The organism is uncultured Rummeliibacillus sp. (genome assembly GCF_934216135.1).
In the GTDB taxonomy this organism is placed as follows: Bacteria; Bacillota; Bacilli; order Bacillales_A; family Planococcaceae; genus Rummeliibacillus.
On sequence record NZ_CAKQBI010000019.1, the window covers coordinates 37,969 to 59,307 of the forward strand.

Sequence of the window (21,339 nt, forward strand, 5' to 3'; positions counted from 1 at the left end):
GGTATAGGGGGTAATTCTATGAGTGAAGAGTTGATGAGAAAAAAAGAAAGAATTTTAAGTTCTCAAAATAGCAAAAGAGCGGATTTTATTTTACGAAATGCAATAGTAGCAGATGTCTTTAATCTTCAATGGCGAAAAGCGGATATAGTGGTGACTGATGGAATGATTGTTGCCATTGATGAAGATGGAATATTTGAAGCTCATGTCGAAGAAGATGCAAATGAGCAATACGTGATTCCGGGCCTGATTGACGGTCATATTCATATCGAATCCTCTATGTTACCGCCGTCTGAATTTAGCAAAATTTTATTGCCTCATGGGATTACGACTGTAATAACAGATCCACATGAAATAGCGAATGTTGCAGGTGCTGAAGGGATTCAGTATATGTTAGATGATGCCGAAAATGCAGAGATGGATATCAACGTAATGCTACCATCAAGCGTTCCGGCTACTTCTTTTGAACATGCAGGGGCAACATTAAATGCACAAGATTTACAACCGTTTTTAACGCATCCAAATGTGTTAGGGTTAGCTGAAGTGATGGATTTTCCTGCGGTATTACAAGGCCAAGAAGATATGCTTCAAAAAATAGCTCAAACAGAAGCTACAAGAAATATTGTTGATGGACATGGCTCAGGACTAAATGCAGGTCAAATTCGGGGATACCGAGTTGCAGGAATTCAAACAGATCATGAATGTGTAAACGCAGAAGAAGTATCAATTAGAATACAACAGGGGATGAATGTATTAATACGTGAAGGCTCTGCAGCAAAAAACTTACGCGATGTATTACCTGCCGTCAATTCAGCAAATGCGAGACGTTTCTTATTTTGCACAGATGATAAGCATTTAGATGAATTGATTGAAGAAGGAAGTATTAACCATTCGATTGCTATAGCGATTGAAGAAGGGATGAAGCCACTTCAAGCAATTCAGCTAGCAACGTTGAATGCGGCGGAATGTTATCGAATGTACCAAAAAGGTGCATTAGCAGAAGGCTATATAGCGGATTTTATCGTCCTTGATGATTTAACAACGTGTAAGCCAAAATCAGTCTGGAAAAATGGCAAGAAAGTAGCTGAGAATGGGGAACTCCTAGCTAATCAAAACAATACAAAAGAAGTGCCACCTTCTATTTTACAATCTGTTCATATTCCAAAGCTAACAGCGCAAGATTTAGCCATATCCTTTAAATATAGTAACCTAGCAAATATAATCGAAATTGAACCAAACCAAATTATTACCCATAAAAAAGTGGCTGAAGTGACAGTGGAAAATGGAGAATTTGTTCCTTCAGTAGAAGATGATTATTTAAAACTAGCAGTCATTGAGCGTCATCATAATCTAGGGAATATTGCGCTTGGCATAGTCCATGGTTTCGGATTGGAAAAAGGCGCAGTTGCGACAACTGTTGCTCACGATTCCCATAATGCACTTGTATGCGGAACAAATGATGCAGATATGTTATTAGCATTAAACGAACTACAAAAAATGCAAGGGGGCTACATCGTTGTAGCAGATGGCAAAGTACTAAGTGCTTTACCTCTTCCAATTGCAGGACTTATGACAAACGAAAAGGCAAATGTAGCAGCTAAACACCTACATCATTTACATGAAGCGTTATTACAACTGAACCCTGATTTGAATTTCCATCTATTTTTAACATTATCATTTATCGCATTACCAGTCATACCATCATTAAAGCTGACAGATACGGGATTATTTGATGTAACCAGTTTTCAACATATCTCAATCGAAGCATAAACAACCAACATATAAAATAAAGAGCAGATTCCAAAAGAAATGGAATCTGCTTTTTTAATAAGGTAGTGCTATGCCTTTAAATCATTGAAAATGGTAAATATGAATAGTACACCTGATAAAGCAACTGCAACTGCGCCAGTGTAAACCCAATTTAAGGCAGGAGCAGGGCTAATCAGCAACACACCCATTAAGAAAATGACTAGACCTATATTGAATAGCCAAAATTGAGCTTTAGCTAAATCTGTATCATCAGGGAAATTAAAATTGTTATAAATAAGCCCAATCACAGCACTCGACAACCATCCAAAAACGAGTATATGAATATAAGCGACCCACTCATAGTTGGATGTAGCAATCATATAGATCCCTAAAGCAATTCCAAGTACAAAATATACAACTGAAACTCTAATCCAATTTAAAGACATAGGATACACCTCCTTCTTTCCTTATAAATATGCCAGGAAAAATGAAAGCGTTAGCAAAAAAGCACAGGTACTGATGGATTAACATTGAAATAAGAAAGGGATTTTATTTAATATATAGAATCATAATATTGAACAATAATTAAATTAAGATATAAGTTTTCAAATTCAAAGATATCTTGAAAGGGTGAAGTAAATGAAGTGTTCGAAATGCCGAAAAGAGAATGCAGATTATCTTACAAAATGTAAATATTGCGGTCATAGATTTATTTCATTAGATATTACAGAAAATGTATTATAATATTGTGAATGTGGTTGTCCTGTTCCAATAACAAATGGTAAAGGTTATTGTGTAAATTGTCAGGAAGAAGTAAATAGTTTTGAACTGTTTTAGAAATAAATTTATATAGGATAACTCTTAAAATCTGAGTGAATAATATCCATTGAGTAGAGTTTTTTGGTGAAGATGATAGAGATTAGAATGCTAGGATTAAAGTTTTACTTCCACTTCTCAACAGTTGGGAGCGAATGTTTGATTGACGATAATTTTCTGAAAGTTACGATACTCTAAGAGATTACCAATCTTTATTTTCCTAAGTGAGGGGTGAGATTGTGGTTCATAAGTTTTTTTATCCAATGTTGATTATTATAATCGGCGTTTTATGTGTTATTGTATTTTATTTAGGATTCGGAGGATCACGTGACGAAACTAGAAATGATTTTTATCATTTAAGATTATCAGGAGAAAGTCCGCATTGGGAGCTAAATGGTTACCAATTGGATTTGACTTCAGGGATTCTTAATTCAGGAAATGGTAAGCTTCGGTTTAAATCAAGTGGTAATGATTACACTACTAATTATTTTGCCTTTGAAATGAATGCTGTCATTAACAAAAAGGAAGAAACCCTGCAGAGCAAAGCAGTTACAGGAACCGAGGATTTTAAAAATGATGTTGATACAGGAGCTGTCGAAGGTTCACCACCAATAACAAAAGATGGAAAGTCCATAGAGTTTAAAGATATAGATAAACTCTATGCAGTGATTTATTGGGAAGGGAAAGAGGATGGAAAAGTACATAAAGAAATTATAGATTTGTATGATCGGGTCAAGGAAAACTAAGTAAATGTAATGTAGTATTAAGTCCTTTATATATATCGCCGTCTAATTCAAATGTCCTGTTTACTAAATAATTGGAAATCTAACAATTTTTATATGATAAAATTTCCATAAAGATATTTTATAAAAAGCACCTATTGGAGGATTCTATGAAGCGAATTGTTAAGAGTCCATGGATTCTGTGTTTTCTTGTATTGATCATTGTTATTTTAGTAGCTTTCAATATTCCGATAGAAAAACGAAAATATGGACTTGCTCAAAGTGGAATGACGACAGATTATACAGGGCTTTTACCAGAACATGTCGACCGTGTTGTTAAAGCAACTAATCGTACGGATTTACAAAATATAGTGAAACAAGCCAATCTAGAGGGTAAACATATTTCAATCGCAGGTCTTCAACATTCACAAGGAGGACATACATATTATAAGGATGGCATTGTCATTGATATGCGAACCATCAACAAAGTAATGGAGGTAAATAAACAAGAAAAAACGGTTCGAGTTGAAGCAGGGGCTAGTTGGGAAGATGTTCAAAAAGCGGTTCAACCATATGGCTTAGCACTTAAAGTAACTCAATCGCAATCGATTTTTACAATTGGTGGTTCTCTTTCGGTGAATGCACACGGCAGAGATATTCGTTTTGGCCCCATGGCAGATATGGTGAAAGAAATTACATTGTTGACGCCGAAAGGGGACATCAAGACTATTAGAAAAAATGATGCTTTAATGGGATATGTGCTAGGTGGCTACGGATTATTTGGCGTAATACTAGATGTCACACTCGATTTAACAGATAACGAACTGTATACCATTCATACAAACAAGATGAAAACGAGTGAATATGAATCGTATTTTAAGGATGTGCAAAGTAATGCTGAAATCGCCATGCATTATGCGAGAGTTAGTGTTGCACCAAGTTCATTTTTAGATGAAATGTATGCAATTGATTATTATAAAACGGGAAAATATGATCAAAAAACGAAGTTAAAAGAGGAAAGCTTTGTACATCTAACCAAGTATTCACTTGATATGGGGAGACAAGGTGGTTTTTTAGAGGACCTGTTTTGGAATACACAAAATCTTTATATGAAACAGATTGAAAACTCTCAAATAACCCGAAATAATGTAATGCGTTCTGAATCTACTTTTATGGAATTTACAAAGCCAGGAAAGGTAGAAGTATTACAAGAATTTTTTGTACCTGTTGGTGAATATGGTGAGTATATGAAAGATTTAAAACAATTTCTTCCTGCGAATGATGCGGATGATGATTTTAAAATTCATAATATAACCATTCGCTATGCGGCAAAAGATAAAACGACTTCTCTCAACTACGCAAAAGAGGATATGCTCGGTTTAGTGATTCTAATTCAGCATGGTCTTCAAGAAGAAAATATTCAAAATGCTAAGAAAATAATACAAAAATGGACCGATATCACTTTGGCACATGGAGGCACATATTATCTTCCGTATTATCCATATCAAACAAAGAAACAATTTAAAGAATCCTATACAAATTGGAAAGATTTCAAAGATCAAAAGTTAAAGCTCGATCCAAATGAAGTGTTCATAAACAATTTTTATCAAAATTATTTGAAGTAACGAGGTAAAGTATGAAAAGAAAATGGAATCGATTAATCCCATTAATCATTACAGTTGGCCAAGTAGTCGTTTTTCCATACTATGTGATTTGGCTCAAAGGAGTATCTCTTACATTTACGCTATTTGCATGGCTATTTGCGACGCATTCTTTTTCAGCTGCATGGGGCTATCGAACATTTCAAACCAAAAAGAACAAACAAAAATCACACATCTCATTCGTCTATTTTGGAATGGGATGTGCTTATTTGGTGGTAGGGCAGTTTAATATAGAAATGGATCTCTTACCTTACATAGCACTAATTTTACAAGTCTTATTAGGCTTTCTTCAAGGCTATTTCCGTGCTTGGCATGTTGAACAAGATAGCTATCATCTACATGCAGTAAACCACTATATATTAGTAGGATGGATCATGATTTCTTTATCCTTTATCAAAATTATCTCACCTGTTGTAATTATCTCCATGTTTGGATGGCTATTATGTGGGTGCGGATTGTTGAAGATGCTAGGCAAGAATGTTAGTAATTAGATTTAATCTATTTTTATACAAAAAAGGATTTTGCGGAAAAATGTGTAATAGTGATTAAAATACGTTCTAAAAGCTGGAGGCTGATAAAGTGGAGAAGAACAAGTTGAAAATCAATAGTCCAAAAATTGGAATCTATTTTAATATCGTCGCTATTCTATCATTTATAATCGCTTTAAGCTTCATTTTGATCAATTGGTCAACGTTACCAGACAAAGTACCGAGTCACTATAATCTTGCAGGGGAGCCTGATAAATGGAGCGATAGATGGTTTGTATTTGTTCCGTTAATGATAGGGATTTTCTTATGGTTTAGTCTACAAATAGTTGAGACGAGACCGCATCTTCATAATTACTCCGGTCTAACTGAAAAGAATAGGGAAGTACTTTTCAAAAATTCGATGTTATTAATGAATTTCATCAAAAATGAAATGTTAATCTATTTTTCTTTCTCTGCTATAAATGATATTTATGTCGCAAAAGGTAAAGGAAGTATAGTAGGGCCTTGGGACTTACTTATTTTTGGTGTAATGATTATTGGAACAATTATTATCTTCGTCGTACGTTCAGTACGTTTAAAGAAAGAAGTGTCTTAACATAAAAGCCCTGCTTTTCTTCCGGGCTTAGTACATCATTTTAATACATTAAAAAATAGCAATAAAATGCCCGTAATGTTCTCAAAAAAACTGTATGGAATGCAGGTTTTTACTTATTCCACAATTAGGCCATTAATTGAACAACATTTCTTATTAGATAGTATCAGAAAAGATGCAGATTTATAAAGAAATAAAATATAAGTTTTTATGCAAATTAAAGCACAGCTTAGCTATTATAAACGCTGTTCCTGCTTTCTGTATAAAAATTTGTATAAACAAAGTTACACTAAAAAAGCGACAAACGATATTACTTCAACGTTGTCGCTTTTTAAGACACTTTCAAACTTTGATTTAGGAACTTTATTTTAAGCTATCTATGTACTTAAATGCCCATAAGAGTAATGCTAATGCTGAAAAAACATAATAAGCTACCCTAGTTTTATTTACGGACTTCTTTTCTGCCATCTAGCTACAACCTCTCTCTAATTATTAAATTCACATAATTCTAAATTATACCACAACCACAACAATAATCCCAAAACGTTGTTTGGGATTATTGTTGTTTATAAACTTGTGAACCCAGCATAAAACTAAGGGCATTCGTTATTCGACAATCGGGCGCATTTCTTTAATAAGGAATGCGTCTTTTTCAATTTAAGGGCCATTTAGTGGAAGAAGGAATTTGGATTATTTCAGAGAACTTAAACTTATAACAGCTTAATAATAGAAAGTGGGATTAATGATGTTAATGTCTATTATAAATACTTTTACAGAGGAAGCCTTTAAAGGAAATCCAGCAGCAGTTTGTTATTTAAATGAAGAAAAAGATCCTAAATGGATGCAGGCAGTTGCTAAAGAAATTAATGTTCCGACAACTGCCTTTATCCGTTCATTAAATAATGAATATTCTTTACGTTGGTTCACTCCTACCACTGAAATACCAATTTGCGGACATGGAACACTAGCAAGTTCATTCTTTTTATGGGAAAAAGGATTTGTTGATAAAGAGAAATCTATCACCTTTCATACCAAAAGTGGCGTTCTTAAAGCACAGTCAATAGATGATTGGGTTCAATTACAGTTCCCTGCAATTCTAGAAGAGAAAGTGGTTGTACCTGATTTATTAATCAAGGCTTTAGGTGTTGAACCTGTATATGTGGGTAAAAATAAACTCGACTACTTAGTGGAAGTGGAATCGGAGGATATAGTAAGGAATTTGAAACCAAATATAGATTTAATAACACAATTACCAGTTCGAGGGGTAATTGTTACTAGCCAGTCTAGTACAAATGAACTCGACTTTATTTCACGTTTCTTTTCCCCTGCCCAAGGGATAATTGAGGATTATGTAAATGGTTCATCACATTGTTGTTTAGGTCCATATTGGAAAAACAAATTGCATAAAACTGATTTTATAGCTTATCAGGCTTCAGAAAGAGGAGGAATTATAAAGGTTAGAGTATTGGATGAAAACGTTTTACTTTGTGGTAAATCTATAACCATTTTTGATGGTCAGTTAACAGTTTAATATTCAAAGTAATTACTGAATTAACTGGTGCATTTATTAAACAACGCGACGAAACTCTATTTGTTAGAGGGATCACATTACCATACGCTTATTCCGTTATCGGGCGCTTTTATGGAGTAACGCTGTAGTAAATGATCAAACTTTTTTAATAAAAAACAATATTAAAAATGCTAAAGAAGCATCCATTTTGATTATCTATTTTTAAAATGGATGCTTCTTATTAATCTTAAAGTAAGGATTTACGAGGTGTTTTTTGTTCAAACTTTATTTTAAAGCTACACCATTATCTCAAAAAAGATTGATTTAGTGGATGTATAGGGGGATATCAGACATATTTAGTTATCAATTTTTGCAAAGTACCACGAAGAGTAGGTACATCTGATTTTCGAATGGTAAAACGTACAAATGATTCGTCCATCTCAAGTGCTTCGGATAGTAAACTACCTAACCCGCGTACTTTTCGATCAATTTGCATGATGCCCTCTACATAATCAGGAGTTTGAGATAAAAAGATAATCTCTAGTTCATCTAAGTGACTACGAAAGCTACCGCTAGTAGGGACAAATTCGAATTCTTGAACAAAAGGATAGCGGTTTTGTAACCTTAAAGACGCTTGCTCGCATTCTACCTCCCTCAACCTGAAACCAAGATTTGATAATTCTTCTAAGATATCAGCGACTAACAAAGAAGGGTGAACATTAATGTAATCTTTATCTTTAGGATCAATGGCGTTATCAATATCCAAATGAGTATTAATCCATACTTGTGTTTTACCAATCGTTACTGGTGTATCAATTGGTAATGTAAATGAAAATGGGATAACTTTATTTTCATTTGCTTTTATTGTTAAGGGTTCTGTAACTTGAACTTTCTCAATAACTCCCTTAGCCATTATCTCTGTATCATTAAATTCACGTTTATAGTTTGTATAGACGGTTAAATAGATGGCATCAATTTGTTGGTCTACATTTCCTCCACGAATTTGAACCTCACCATGAATAACCTCTCCACCTGTATAGTCGGCCTTTTCTAACTTTGTATCAACTGTTGCTGCACCAATACCTAAACTAGCTAATGCTTTATGTAACAAGGACATTTTAACTCCTCCTTTGTATGAATTTACATAATTTACGAAAAATCCATAGAAAAGTTTCAGAATGGTATTGTTTTTTTTAAAATTATTTTATCTTCGCTTATCTCGGTATATCATTTTTGTTCAGAAATACTCATAGCATAGATACATGTTCAGTTCTCGAGGAGGCTACTATGTTTTTATTTAAGAAAGGATTAATGGTTATAATAGGGAGTATATTCCTATCTCTAGGTATAAATTTATTTTTGGCTCCAAATAGAATATTAGATGGAGGATTTATCGGTTTATCTTTAATCTTGAATTATTTATTTAATTTAAAAATAGGATTAATGATTGTTATTCTGAGTTTACCGATGTTCATAGTGGCCTGGTTTAAAGAGAAAAAATATTTTTACAACAGCTTGCATGGGCTATTTATTTCATCCTTTTTCATCGATTATTTAAGGCCATTAAGATATCTATTACATTTGGACATACTGTACAGCTCCATTATTGGTGGTATATTTGTTGGTTTAGGTACTGGCTTAATGTTACGATTTGATATTAGTACATGCGGGACAGATCTATTAGCATTATTTTTAAGTAAACGATTTGGGATTAATGTTGGGATGATTATTTTATTGATAGATTCTTTTGTTATTTCATTAGGCGGATTACTAATATCAGGAGGTACTTTTTTATTTTCGATTTTTACCATTGCAGCTGGTGGGATTACAATTTCCCTTGTAAATAGACATGCAGCACATGCATAATTAGAAGCAATCTGCATGGCTGCATTGTTGACAAATTCCAAAAAGCATTAGTTCATGCGTATATACTTGATGCTTTGTAATTTGACTAGCAATACTTTCGATATCGATAAAGCTTGGGTAATTGAAATCTGTAGCTTTATGACAATGTGTACAGATGACATGATAATGCGATTGTAAATTTCCATCAAACCTTGTGAGATTAGGGGTGATGGATATTTTTCGTATTAATTGTTTTTCTACAAACAATTCCAGATTTTCATTAATTTCTTTCAATGTTAAAGACGGAAAGTAAGTCTGCAAAGCAATTAAAATATCATTCGCAGTAGGATGACTCGTATTATCTTGAAGAAAATTTAATATAGCTAACCGTTGTTCGGTAATTTTTAAATGTGACGCTTTTAAAATCTGTTCGACCTTACTTATTTTCGAAACGGACATTAAAATCCCCCCTAATTTTTTCTTCTTCAAAATCCATATTTCGTACTGATTTTTAACAGTATTAACAATATATTCGAGAGGGCTTCTAATTATTTCAGCGCATTGTTCTAAATCGTAAGAAGTTTATACTAAACAATTTATCCATTAAAGATTAATTTACAGAAATTATAGAATATTTTTAAAATAAAACCGATAATCCTTATAAAAATGGTTGACATTATAATTAACCTAAATTATTATAATAACAATAATTGAATATTAAAGCTCACTAGTCAACTAGAGGCTCCTTTATCTACTTTTGATAAAGGTGCCTTTTATTTTATATTAGAGGATGTGAATAGCACGCAAGATGAGTATTCGATTAGATTTTTTGAAACATAAAACATACTAAACTTATACGAATAGTTAAGTAAGGAGGTTGTAAGATGGAAAAAATTAAGTTTGAACAAGTAACTAAAGAGTTTTTAGTACGAGATGAACATAAAAAGGGAGCGCAACGTGAGTTTACGGCCATTCAAAACATTGACTTTTCAGTAAAGGAAGGTGAGTTCATATCATTAGTAGGGCCTAGTGGCTGTGGAAAATCCACCTTGCTCGATTTGTTAGCTGGTTTAACGCATCCTACAAAAGGACGGATCTTAATCGATGGTCGTGAAATTACAGGGCCAGGGTTAGATAGGGGGATTGTTTTTCAACAATATGCGTTGCTTCCTTGGAAAACAGCCAGAGGCAATATAGAGTTTGGATTAGAAGCAAAAGGTATTCCGAAAAGTGAGTGGCGAGAGAGTGCCGACTATTATTTAGACTTAGTAGGTTTGAAAAGTTTTGCGGATCGCTATCCACATGAACTATCAGGTGGTATGAAGCAACGTGTAGCCATTGCACGAAGTTTAGCATTCAATCCAGATGTTCTGTTAATGGATGAACCGTTTGCAGCACTCGATGCACAAACTCGTGAAACACTACAAACGGAGTTATTGCGTATTTGGCAGAAAACAGGAAAGACCATTATTTTTATAACGCATGGGATTGACGAGGCAGTGTACTTAGGAGAGAGAGTTGTTGTACTAACAGCCAATCCAGGAACCGTCAAAAAGATTGTAGATATTCCACTGAAAAATCGTTTAGATGATGCAGATATTAAATCGAATCCTGCATTTGTAAAAGCGAGACATGAAGTATGGAGTTTACTACATGAACCGGAATATCAAGGAGCATACATTTAAAAGGAGGTTTTTAGATGGTAACTGTAAATAAAGCAAGACAGATCAACGAGTCGAGTAAACCACATAGAACTACGTTAAAAATACTACCAGGTTTTGTGAATGCTTTAAAAAAATCGATTGTCCTTATATTATTTGTCTTATTATGGGAGTTAGTACCACAACTAGGATTAGTGGAAAGGACATTTTTACCACCATTTTCAGAGGTAGTTCGTACTTGGTGGGAATTACTTTTAAATGGGGAATTATGGAGACACTTTGAAGCAAGTATATTACGCTCAATATTTGGATTTGTCCTAGCATTAGTCATAGCCATTCCATTAGGGTTAGTAATCGGTTGGTATCCATTAGCACGAGATTTACTAACACCTATTTTAGAACTATTTCGAAACACAGCAGCTTTAGCGTTATTACCAGTATTCATTTTACTATTGGGCATTGGTGAAGTTTCTAAAATTTCAATTGTATTATTTGCATGTACTTGGCCGGTCTTATTAAACACTATTTCAGCGGTAAAAAACGTGGATCCATTATTAATTAAATCAGCGCGCTCTATGAATATTTCATCGTTTAAATTATTTTCAAAAGTAATTTTACCCGCATCTGTACCGACAATTTTCACAGGAGTTCGTATGGCTGGTACGGGGGCAATTTTAGTATTAATAGCTGCTGAGATGATTGGCGCAAAAGCAGGGCTTGGTTACTTTATCACATATTCGCAATTTAACTTCTTAATTGCTGAAATGTATGCAGGTATCATTACTATTTCGTTATTAGGTTTATTGATTAACTATGGTCTTTCAAGTGCAGAGCGATACTTTTCAAGATGGAAACAGTGAGTAATTTATTTTAATTTAATACCTATTAAATTAATAAGTTTTGTAAACTATAGAACTACTAGAAGAATAGAATGGAGAATGTATGATGAAAAAAAGATGGTTATTTTCAACAATAGCGGCTGCTAGTATAGCACTTTTAGCAGCATGCTCTAATGGAGGTTCAGCAACGACAACGAGTGCTGAAGGCCCAGATCAAGTTTTACAATATCAAAGTTCACCAGGCAGTGTAACATTAGCAGAATTAGCAGAGAAACTTGGTTACTTAGGAGATGTCAAGTTAGAAAAAGTAAGTGATTATGTCGGTGGTCCTGAAAGTATTCAATTAACAGCAACAGGCGAAACAGATTTTGGTTCAGGTTTTAATGGTGCCATTATTAAATCGTATGCACAGGGTGTGAAGATTAAATCAGTTGTAGCGCAATACGGTAGTGATAAAGACTCGTTTGTTGGCTATTATGCATTAGAAGATAGCGGCATTAAAACAGCGAAAGACTTAATCGGTAAAAAAATTGGTGTTAACACATTGGGCGCACATTCTGAATTTGCAGTGAAGCAATATTTACGTGATCACGGTTTAACAAAAGATGAAATCAGTGATGTGGAATTAGTCGTTGTTCCAGGTGCAAGCGCAGAGCAAATTTTACGCGCTGGCCAAATTGATGTTGTAGCGCTTAGTGGTATTGGAAAGGAAAGAGCTTTAGATAAAGGGGGAATCTATCCTGTATTTAAAGATATCGATTTATTTGGTGAGTTTACAGCGGGAAATTATTTCTTTACAGAAAAGTATATTAAAGAAAATCCAGAAACAGTGAAAACGTTTGTAGAAGGTGTATCGAAAGCAATTGAATGGGCAAAAACAACTCCTCGTGAGGAAGTAATTGCGAAATTTAAAGAAATTGTATCTGCGCGTGAAGGAAATGAAACAACAGAAAACTTGAAATATTGGAAAAGCTTTGGAGTCGTTGAAGAAGGTGGTCAAATTGAAAAGAAAGATTTCCAAGTTTGGATTGATTGGTTAGTAGAAAACGGTAACTTACAAAAAGGACAAGTGAAATTAGAAGATCTGTATACAAATGAATACAACCCTAATGCAAAATAGACTCGTTAGTACTAATACGACGGAAAATAACTAAAAATAGGAGTGATTGAATATGTCAAAAAAACAATTAAGCTTAGGAGCGTTTATCAACTTACCAGGACACCATGTTGCCAGCTGGAGACATCCTGAAACAGAAGTACGTAAAGTAACAGATCTAGCGTATTTAACAGAGATTGCACAAATTGCAGAGCGTGGTAAATTTGATAATATATTTTTCGCTGATGTATTTGGACAGCCGATTTTAGAAAATGCACATTCAGGATTAAAGCTTGACCCAGTTGTTATCATTTCTGCATTAGCAGCTGTCACAAAAAACATCGGTTTAACAGCAACTTTAACTACCTCTTATAATGAGCCGTTTCATGTAGCGCGTAAATTTGCGGCGATTGATCATTTATCAAACGGTCGTGCAGCATGGAATGTTGTGACATCTGCAAATGAGCGAGAGGCGTTGTTATTTGGACGTGATGCGCACTATCAACATGCTGAGCGATACGAACGCGCCGATGAATTTGTCGATGTTGTGAAAAAACTATGGTATTCGATTGATGAAGAGGCATTAATCATTGATAAGGAAAGTAGTCGTTATTACGATTTAGAGAAAGTGAATGCGCTTGACCATGAAGGAAAATTCTTTAAATTAAAAGGGACATTAGATACACCTTCTACACCACAGGGGCATCCAGTTATCGTACAGGCTGGTTCTTCAGAGGCGGGGAAAGAACTAGCAGCAAAAACTGCTGAGGTTATCTTCACAGCATGGCAAACATTAGAAGATGCTCAAGCTTTTTACAGCGATGTAAAGGGGCGTTTAGCAAAATATGGTCGTGAGCCTGAAGATTTAAAAATCATGCCAGGAGCTTTCATAGTAGTAGCAGAAACAGAAGAAGAGGCCATTGCAAAACATCAACAACTTAATAACTATATCACGCCAGAAGTAGGGCTTAATTATTTATCAGGCTTTACAGGTGTAGATTTATCAAATTATGATTTTGAAGGACCAATCCCAGACTTTAATGGTCAACAAGTAGATGGAACAAATCCAAATATTCGATCAGGTATTGTAAAAGGCATTGTAGAGAAAAAAGGGTTAAAGACGCTAAGAGAATTATATAACAATATTGCAGGGGCACGTGGACATCGTGAAATTATTGGAACACCAACACAAGTGGCAGATCAGTTACAGGAATGGTTCGAAAATGATGCAGCAGATGGCTTTAATATTATGCCACCAACGTTCCCACAAGGTTTAAACGATATCGTCGAACTTGTGATTCCAGAATTACAACGTCGTGGATTATTTAAAACAGAATATAAAGGCACGACATTACGTGAAAACCTTGGCTTAAAACGTCCAATTAATCCATATACTCGACAAAAAATCACACAATAATTTTAGTTTAATCCCTAGTTATTTTAGTGGAATTGTATGTGAAAGTGGTATATAGTGGAAATGTATAGTTTTGGATTTGAAATGTATAGCAATTTACGGGAGAACAGAAACATAGAGGAGGATTTTATCATGACAAAAACGGTTATTATTAATGGAGCGAATGCACGTACATCACGTGTAAATGCGATTCAACATTACATTCAAGATAGTTTGGAAGAAGTAGAAGCGATTGAGGTGTTTGCATTACCAGCAGAAGATTTAATCTCTGCAAATTTTGCAAGCGAAGCAATTAGAGAAGCAAATGCCAAAGTGGACCAGGCAGATGTAGTTGTCGTATTAACACCCGTCTATAAAGCAGCCTATTCAGGAATTATAAAAACATATTTAGACCTTATTCCGCAAAAAGGATTTGAAGATAAACATATCATCCCCATCGCGGTAGGCGGCACACCACATCATTTATTAGCCATTGATTATGCATTGAAGCCAGTATTAACAGCACTAGGCGCTACAAGTATTTCACATGGTGTCTTTATTATAGATAAGCAAATCGAGCGAACAGAACAAGGCTTTGCTATTGAAGAAGACATTCAAGCAAGAATCAATCAGCAACTAATTCGAAACGAAGTAACAGTTTAACAATCACATTTTTACTATAGAAGCTCCGTCTCCTTACATAAGGAGGTGGGGTTTTTAATTATTGCATATTAGTTGGAAAAAGTATCACTATAAAAATAATTTTTTAAATAAGTTGAAAGAAACGGTATTCTAGTTTAATTAGAAATTATAAGTAAGAGTATGTTTAGATTTTAAAGTAGCACATAAAACTTCATAAAATTAAGATTTCGTTCGATTTAAAATATTCCACTTTTAAATTATGTATTATATTTCCAAAACGATAATTATATTCTATAATTGAATAATTAGCTCAGTACCATTTTAGAAGTGGAGTGTTATCTTGGAGAAAAAAATATTGATTATTGAGGACGATCAAGCAATTAGTAAATTGGTCAGTGACAGTTTAACGAGGGAAGGTTATTTAATAACGACTGTATTTGATGGTGAAGAAGCTTTAGAGGTACTTACTCGTGAGAAGGACTTTGATTTACTTCTTTTGGATTTAATGTTGCCTAAAGTTGATGGACTGGAATGTCTAAGGGCTATAAGACAAAATAGTATAGTACCAATTTTAATCATGTCTGCAAAAGGTGATGATGTAGACAAAGCATTAGGACTTGGGATGGGAGCAGATGACTACATATCAAAACCTTTTTCAATGATAGAATTGATAGCTAGGATTAAAGCGCTCATTAGAAGAACAATAAATTATTCAACTGAAATATCAAACGCAAAGGAAACTATCATTAAAATAGGAGATTTAGTTGTTGATATGGAAGGGTACACCGTGAAAAAGAACGGTGTAAATTTGAAGCTTACAGCAACAGAGTTCAATATTTTAAACCTATTTATAAAGAAACCAAAGCAAGTATATACAAAGGAACAATTATATAATCTTGTATGGCAGGCAGAGTACGTGCAAGATATGAATGTGATCAATGTTCATATTAGAAGACTTAGAGAAAAGATAGAAGATGATCCTTCAAATCCTAAATATATTCAAACTTTATGGGGCATCGGCTATCGACTGGTGGAATTCTAAAGTATGGTATGGATCACAATTGTTTTAGTGCTATCTATTAGTTTAAATATCTATCTATATGTGAAACGTACATTACATTACAAACAACTGGAATATGCCCATTTGAAGCTACAACAGATTGTGCAAGATAAAACAGATGAAAAATTATTACTTTATACAGATAATACACAGATTCAGTCTTTACTAACACAAATAAATCGTTTAGTAGATTATAACCAAATGATTGCAGCAGATTATAATCGTATCGAACGTTCTATGAGAAAAATGTTATCGAATATTTCGCATGATATTAAAACGCCTCTTACAGTCATTCTTGGTTACACAGAAATGATTGCAAATGATGAAAGTCTAAATCGGCAGCAATTGAAATCATTGTTGAAAATCGTGAACTCAAAGGCTGAAGAGGTTATTGAATTGATAAATAAATTTTTTGAATTAGCGAAGCTTGAATCAGATGATAAGACGATTGATATTTCAAAAGTTAATATAAATGAAATATGTCGAAAAAAAGTCCTCGATTATTATGATATATTGTCGAGCAGAGATTTTGAGGTATCCATCCTAATTCCTGAAGAAAACCATTATGCATTGGTCAATGAAATAGAAATGGAGAGAGTCCTCGACAATTTAATATCAAACGCCATTAAATATGGTGCGGATGGTAAAATGTTAGGCTTAGAGTTAAAGGCCGATAAAAAGCATGTTTATATTGTAGTTTCAGATAAAGGTAAGGGTATAAATGAAATACATAAAGAGCATGTGTTTGATCGGATGTATACAATGGATGATTCAAGAAATAACCTTTATCAAGGAAGTGGTCTTGGCTTAACCATTACAAAAACTTTAGTAGAGAAAATGGGTGGAGAAATTTTATTAGAAAGTATGCCTTATGAAAGAACAGCCTTCACTGTAAAACTAAATAAATTTATAGGTTAATTTTATTGTTGGAATACCTAATATCGAATAGATGTTAAGTATTCCAACAATTTTTTTGGGAAAGTAAGGAATTCGTAAGGAATGGTTAAGAAAAAGGAGAGTTTTATTGGATACAATAGAATTATGAAAGGGGAAGGGAAATGAATTATATAATACAAGCAAAGAATCTAACGAAGATTTATAAAGGTAAAGAAGTTGTTTCGGATGTGAATTTACATGTAAAAAAAGGAGAAATTTATGGACTATTAGGGCCAAATGGTGCAGGGAAAACAACCATCATGAGAATGATTTTGAATTTAGTGAAGCCAACAAACGGAGAAATTCTTCTTTTTGATCAAAAATTAACACCCACATCCTATGAACTATTCAAAAGAATTGGTAATATCATTGAATATCCTATATTTTTTGATAAATTAACAGCTCGTGAAAACTTAAATCTTCACTGTGAATACATCGGCTACTATGACAAATCTGCGATTGATACGACTCTTGCAATGGTTCAACTACAGAACTTTGAAGAGAAACAGGTAAAGGATTTTTCTTTAGGGATGAAGCAGCGATTGGGCATTGCAAGAGCTATATTATCAAAACCAGAATTATTAATACTTGACGAGCCGTTAAACGGTCTTGATCCGGTAGGGATTAAAGAAATGCGCTCACTTTTCAAGATATTGAAAGAAGATTATGGCATGACGATATTGATATCTAGTCATAATCTCGCGGAAATCGAAAAAATTGCGGATACCATTGCGATTATTAAAGATGGCCATCTCATTAATGAAATATTAATGGATGACATTCGTTCAGAAAATGTGGGCTATATAGAGTTAGAAACAGATGACATAAAGAAATCAGTATTTGTCATCCATGAAATATTAAAAATCGCCAATTTTAAAATTATGGATACTCAAACAATCCGAATATATGATTCGAAAATAGCTGAAGGAGAGATTTCCAAAGCTCTAATTATGAATGATGTTCTTGTAACAAAAATTAATAAGAAGGAACATTCATTAGAAGATTACTTTTTGAAAATAATTAATGGGGGTGGGGCAATTGCTTAAACTTATTTCTTTGGAGATAAAGAAATATAAGCTATTCAATTACTGGTCAGGTGTACTGATAGCAAATATCTGTATTATCATTTTGATGGGGATGATCTTTGTTTTAGAAACAATGGAATCAAATGTTCCATTCGAAGATTTTGATGCGTTTATGATGATGAGTGATACTTTAGTTCGGGCGACATTTCTTATTTTTTCATCTGTTATTATGGTTAAAATCATCATCAATGAATTTAAGAATAAGGTTGTGAGTATTATGTTTACCTATCCTATTAGCAAAAAGAAGATTTTGTTTTCGAAGCTATTCATTATTGTGGTGTTCACTTTTACAACGATAATGTTTTCATCATTGCTTATTGTAGTTGGACTTTATTTACTTAATCCGTTATTCCATATTGTACCTGAAACAATTAGTGTAGAGTACGTTCTAGCGTATGTAAAGACTAGCTTTTTCACTGCACTGACATCTGCAGGGTTAAGCCTTATTCCGTTATTTTTTGGAATTCGTAAAAAGTCACCATCTGCAACAATTATTTCAGCCGTTATTTTAGTAAGCCTTACAGGTACAAACGTAGATGATTTCAGTGTGTATCAACTGATTGCCATCCCAATTTCCCTTGGGATAGTTGGAATCATCATTGGTTATCTGACAGTTAGAAATATTGAACGAATAGATATTTGATTAATAAGTAGGAATTAGGAAATAGAATTTTATAAAACCCAATTACAGAAAGTTAATGATAAATAATAATCTACACACTAAAATGGAGATGAAAACTTCGGTGTGTTCAGACTTAGATTCAATTTTGTAAGTGATATTTTAGATTTTTTAAAGTAAAATAGTAGTAAAGTATTTAATACCAAACTCAACTAATATGTATAATTAGTTGAGTTTTACGTTTTTACTACTAAAATATTTTAAAGAAGATGGGATTATTAATGGGAAAAATCGTTATACTTGCCGAAAAGCCATCTCAGGCAAAGGCATATGCGGACGCATTTAAAGTAGCGAAGAAAACAAAAAACTACATAGAATTACAACCATCAGCTATATTTCCTCAAGGTGCAACGATTACTTGGGGGATTGGTCATTTAGTTGAATTAAAACAACCTGCGGATTATAAACCAGAATGGAAAAGATGGTCACTTAACCAATTACCGATGATTCCTGAAAAATACGAATTTCGTGTAGCAAAAGGGAAATGGGACCAATTTCAAGAAGTGAAAAGACTATTTAAAGAAGCCGACTTACTTATAAACGCATGCGATGTCGATCGTGAAGGTTCGAATATCTTTTATTCCATTTTACGTCAGACAGGTGTACGCAATAAACCAATCCAACGATTATGGATTAACTCTTTAGAAATAGAAGAAATTCGAAAAGGCTTTACCAATTTAAGAGATAATCAGAAGGACTTGTTACTATATCGAGAAGCGCAAACAAGACAAATCAGTGACTGGTTGGTAGGGATGAATGCAAGTCGTCTCTATACCATGTTACTGAAAGCAAAAGGTTTAAATGAAACAATGTCTATCGGAAGAGTACAATCTCCCACAGTATATATGATTTATAAACGACATATGGAAATTGAAAACTTTAAGCCAACGAATTTTTACGAGTTAACAGGTGATTTTTTAGCTGAAAAAGGACCTTATAAAGGGAAAGCTTCTGTGAAAAAAGATAAAAGAGAGGAAGCAGAAGCAATTCTAATGCAGGCTGGCATCGAAGAAGATGAGCCTCTACCTGGAACGATCAAAGATGTAAAAAAAGCTCGCAAAGCTATTAAACCACCAAAACTACATTCGCTATCAACGTTACAAGCAAAGGCTAATAAGATTTGGAAATACAGTCCAGCGAAGGTATTAGAGATTGTACAATCATTGTATGAAAAGAAATTAGTATCTTATCCTCGTTCTGATTGTCAATTTATCACCGATGCTGAATTTGGCTATTTAGTCGAACGAATTCCTGCCTATCAAAAAATAATTGGACAACCATTTGAGGTAGCAAATGCTCGACCACAAAAACGATATGTAGATTCATCAAAAGTAGAAGAGCACTATGCTATCATCCCAACAAAAACGATTCCGTCTGAGCAAAAAATAGCGGGATTACCACCAATGGAGCGGAACATCTATATCGAGATTGTCCGAAATACAATGGCTATGTTCCATCGAGATTATTTATATGAAGAAACAACGATTTTGACAGATGTTAAAAGTATTGAGTTTAAAACGACCGGTAAAGTGGAATTAGATAAAGGGTTCCAAGGTCTTTGGCCGGTTGCTACAAAAAAGAAAGAAGAACCTTTGTTACCGCTAGTTCAAATTCAAGATATTGTCGAATCTCATATTCATATTCATGAAGGAACTACACAACCTCCGAAACCTTATACCGAAGGGCAACTCGTGCAAATGATGAAAACATGCGGAAAACTCATCGAGGACGAGGGAGAAAGCGATATTTTAAAAGAAGTAGAAGGTCTTGGAACAGAAGCAACTCGATCTGGCATTATCGAAACGATTAAAAGACATGGCTATATCGAAGTCGTAAAAAATATCGTCAACATTACTGATAAAGGAAGAGTGCTCTGTGAAACGATTGAAGGTTCACTACTATCAAGCCCTTCAATGACAGCAAAATGGGAAACATATTTACGTAAAATCGGCAACGGCAATGGCTCTCAAGAAGCATTTTTAGGCAGCGTTTCGAAATTTCTACATCATTTAATCCAAGTTACACCAGAAAAAGTTGCAGGAACAAACATTCAAGCTGCAATCGAATCTGCACCATCTAACGAACCGATTGTTGAATGTCCGATTTGCCACCAAGGCAAAATAGTTGCAAGAAAATCCTTCTACGGTTGCTCAAATTACCGAGCTGGTTGTAAATTTACTGTATCAAAAACAATCGCAAGTAAAAAACTATCGCCAAATCAGGTAAAAGATCTTTGTCAAAATGGCGTGACAAAAGAGATGAAAGGATTTAAATCTAAAAAAGGCACAAGCTTTTCCGCAAAACTAAAATTAGACCAGGGGAAAGTGGTTTTTGATTTTAATTAGGACATGAAAATGTGGAACTAAGCTATAGGAATAATAATCTCTATTCAAGCCAAACTTTTAGTAATGGACGATTTGCTGAAAGTAGTGTATTGAATCAGAATTATTATTCCTTTTATTTTGCCGTACTATTCTACGTAGATAATAAAGGTTCTATACTAATTGTTGGGGTTATCAAACAATTTAGGGTAAAAAAATACACGTAAGCTCCAAATATCTTATACTA

The 21,339-nt window shown here is 34.0% G+C and carries 20 protein-coding genes; 17 read left to right on the top strand and 3 right to left on the bottom strand.

All coding sequences use genetic code 11. The annotated features are described in order from the left end of the window. Nucleotides 1-18: 18 nt before the first annotated feature. Nucleotides 19-1,767 carry an adenine deaminase gene (gene ade, locus Q0977_RS12345; protein WP_299514358.1) on the top strand — a complete coding sequence of 583 codons (1,749 nt, stop codon included), beginning with the start codon at nt 19-21 and terminating at the stop codon, nt 1,765-1,767. Nucleotides 1,768-1,835: 68 nt separating this feature from the next. Here the strand turns inward: ade and Q0977_RS12350 are convergent, their stop codons facing one another. Continuing rightward, a complete protein-coding gene (locus tag Q0977_RS12350) occupies nt 1,836-2,192 on the bottom strand; it encodes a hypothetical protein (protein WP_299514361.1) in 357 nt (118 codons plus the stop codon). Between the two features lie 609 nt (nt 2,193-2,801). Here Q0977_RS12350 and Q0977_RS12355 point away from each other — a divergent pair. The 5 genes from Q0977_RS12355 to Q0977_RS12375 all read left to right on the top strand — a co-directional run bounded on the left by Q0977_RS12355 (nt 2,802) and on the right by Q0977_RS12375 (nt 7,556). Further along, on the top strand, nt 2,802-3,308 hold the full coding sequence (locus tag Q0977_RS12355; RefSeq protein ID WP_299514364.1) for a hypothetical protein: 507 nt from the start codon (nt 2,802-2,804) through the stop codon (nt 3,306-3,308). Nucleotides 3,309-3,454: 146 nt separating this feature from the next. Continuing rightward, nucleotides 3,455-4,909: an FAD-binding oxidoreductase gene (locus tag Q0977_RS12360; RefSeq protein WP_299514367.1), complete on the top strand. Its 1,455-nt coding sequence runs from the start codon at nt 3,455-3,457 to the stop codon at nt 4,907-4,909. Between the two features lie 11 nt (nt 4,910-4,920). After that, a complete protein-coding gene (locus Q0977_RS12365) occupies nt 4,921-5,436 on the top strand; it encodes a hypothetical protein (protein WP_119414977.1) in 516 nt (171 codons plus the stop codon). An 88-nt stretch (nt 5,437-5,524) separates the two neighbouring features. Then, nucleotides 5,525-6,028: a DUF1648 domain-containing protein gene (locus tag Q0977_RS12370; protein WP_158582315.1), complete on the top strand. Its 504-nt coding sequence runs from the start codon at nt 5,525-5,527 to the stop codon at nt 6,026-6,028. Between the two features lie 742 nt (nt 6,029-6,770). Continuing rightward, entirely contained in the window at nt 6,771-7,556 is a 786-nt protein-coding gene (locus Q0977_RS12375) for a PhzF family phenazine biosynthesis protein (RefSeq protein WP_299514372.1), read from the top strand. 325 nt (nt 7,557-7,881) lie between these two features. Here Q0977_RS12375 and Q0977_RS12380 read toward each other — a convergent pair whose 3' ends face one another. After that, nucleotides 7,882-8,652 (bottom strand): sporulation protein, encoded by a 771-nt coding sequence (locus tag Q0977_RS12380; protein WP_299514375.1) that lies wholly within the window; start codon nt 8,650-8,652, stop codon nt 7,882-7,884. A gap of 170 nt (nt 8,653-8,822) precedes the next feature. Between Q0977_RS12380 and Q0977_RS12385 the strand changes: the two genes are divergently transcribed. Further along, a complete protein-coding gene (locus tag Q0977_RS12385; protein WP_124218068.1) occupies nt 8,823-9,401 on the top strand; it encodes a YitT family protein in 579 nt (192 codons plus the stop codon). Here the strand turns inward: Q0977_RS12385 and Q0977_RS12390 are convergent, their stop codons facing one another. Further along, a complete protein-coding gene (locus Q0977_RS12390) occupies nt 9,402-9,839 on the bottom strand; it encodes a Fur family transcriptional regulator (RefSeq protein ID WP_124218069.1) in 438 nt (145 codons plus the stop codon). Between the two features lie 425 nt (nt 9,840-10,264). On the opposite strand from Q0977_RS12390, the gene Q0977_RS12395 reads away from it, so the two are divergent. The 10 genes from Q0977_RS12395 to topB all read left to right on the top strand — a co-directional run bounded on the left by Q0977_RS12395 (nt 10,265) and on the right by topB (nt 21,116). Further along, complete coding sequence (locus Q0977_RS12395; RefSeq protein WP_299514380.1) at nt 10,265-11,065, top strand: ABC transporter ATP-binding protein; 801 nt, start codon at nt 10,265-10,267, stop codon at nt 11,063-11,065. 14 nt (nt 11,066-11,079) lie between these two features. After that, nucleotides 11,080-11,901 carry an ABC transporter permease gene (locus Q0977_RS12400; RefSeq protein ID WP_299514383.1) on the top strand — a complete coding sequence of 274 codons (822 nt, stop codon included), beginning with the start codon at nt 11,080-11,082 and terminating at the stop codon, nt 11,899-11,901. A gap of 85 nt (nt 11,902-11,986) precedes the next feature. Next, a complete protein-coding gene (locus Q0977_RS12405) occupies nt 11,987-13,000 on the top strand; it encodes an ABC transporter substrate-binding protein (RefSeq protein ID WP_299514386.1) in 1,014 nt (337 codons plus the stop codon). 52 nt (nt 13,001-13,052) lie between these two features. Then, nucleotides 13,053-14,393: an LLM class flavin-dependent oxidoreductase gene (locus Q0977_RS12410; protein WP_299514389.1), complete on the top strand. Its 1,341-nt coding sequence runs from the start codon at nt 13,053-13,055 to the stop codon at nt 14,391-14,393. 129 nt (nt 14,394-14,522) lie between these two features. Beyond that, nucleotides 14,523-15,032 carry an NADPH-dependent FMN reductase gene (gene ssuE / locus Q0977_RS12415; RefSeq protein WP_299514392.1) on the top strand — a complete coding sequence of 170 codons (510 nt, stop codon included), beginning with the start codon at nt 14,523-14,525 and terminating at the stop codon, nt 15,030-15,032. Between the two features lie 319 nt (nt 15,033-15,351). Next, entirely contained in the window at nt 15,352-16,053 is a 702-nt protein-coding gene (locus Q0977_RS12420) for a response regulator transcription factor (protein WP_299514395.1), read from the top strand. Between the two features lie 3 nt (nt 16,054-16,056). Next, the gene (locus Q0977_RS12425) at nt 16,057-16,989 is read left to right on the top strand and encodes a sensor histidine kinase KdpD (RefSeq protein ID WP_299514398.1); all 933 of its coding nucleotides are present in this window, start codon (nt 16,057-16,059) and stop codon (nt 16,987-16,989) included. A 140-nt stretch (nt 16,990-17,129) separates the two neighbouring features. Further along, entirely contained in the window at nt 17,130-18,053 is a 924-nt protein-coding gene (locus Q0977_RS12430; protein ID WP_299514401.1) for an ATP-binding cassette domain-containing protein, read from the top strand. Then, nucleotides 18,046-18,735, top strand: a complete 690-nt coding sequence (locus Q0977_RS12435; RefSeq protein ID WP_299514404.1) for an ABC transporter permease — start codon at nt 18,046-18,048, stop codon at nt 18,733-18,735. Before Q0977_RS12430 ends, Q0977_RS12435 begins: the two co-directional genes overlap by 8 nt. A gap of 257 nt (nt 18,736-18,992) precedes the next feature. Next, the gene (gene topB / locus Q0977_RS12440) at nt 18,993-21,116 is read left to right on the top strand and encodes a type IA DNA topoisomerase (RefSeq protein ID WP_299514407.1); all 2,124 of its coding nucleotides are present in this window, start codon (nt 18,993-18,995) and stop codon (nt 21,114-21,116) included. Nucleotides 21,117-21,339: the final 223 nt, after the last annotated feature.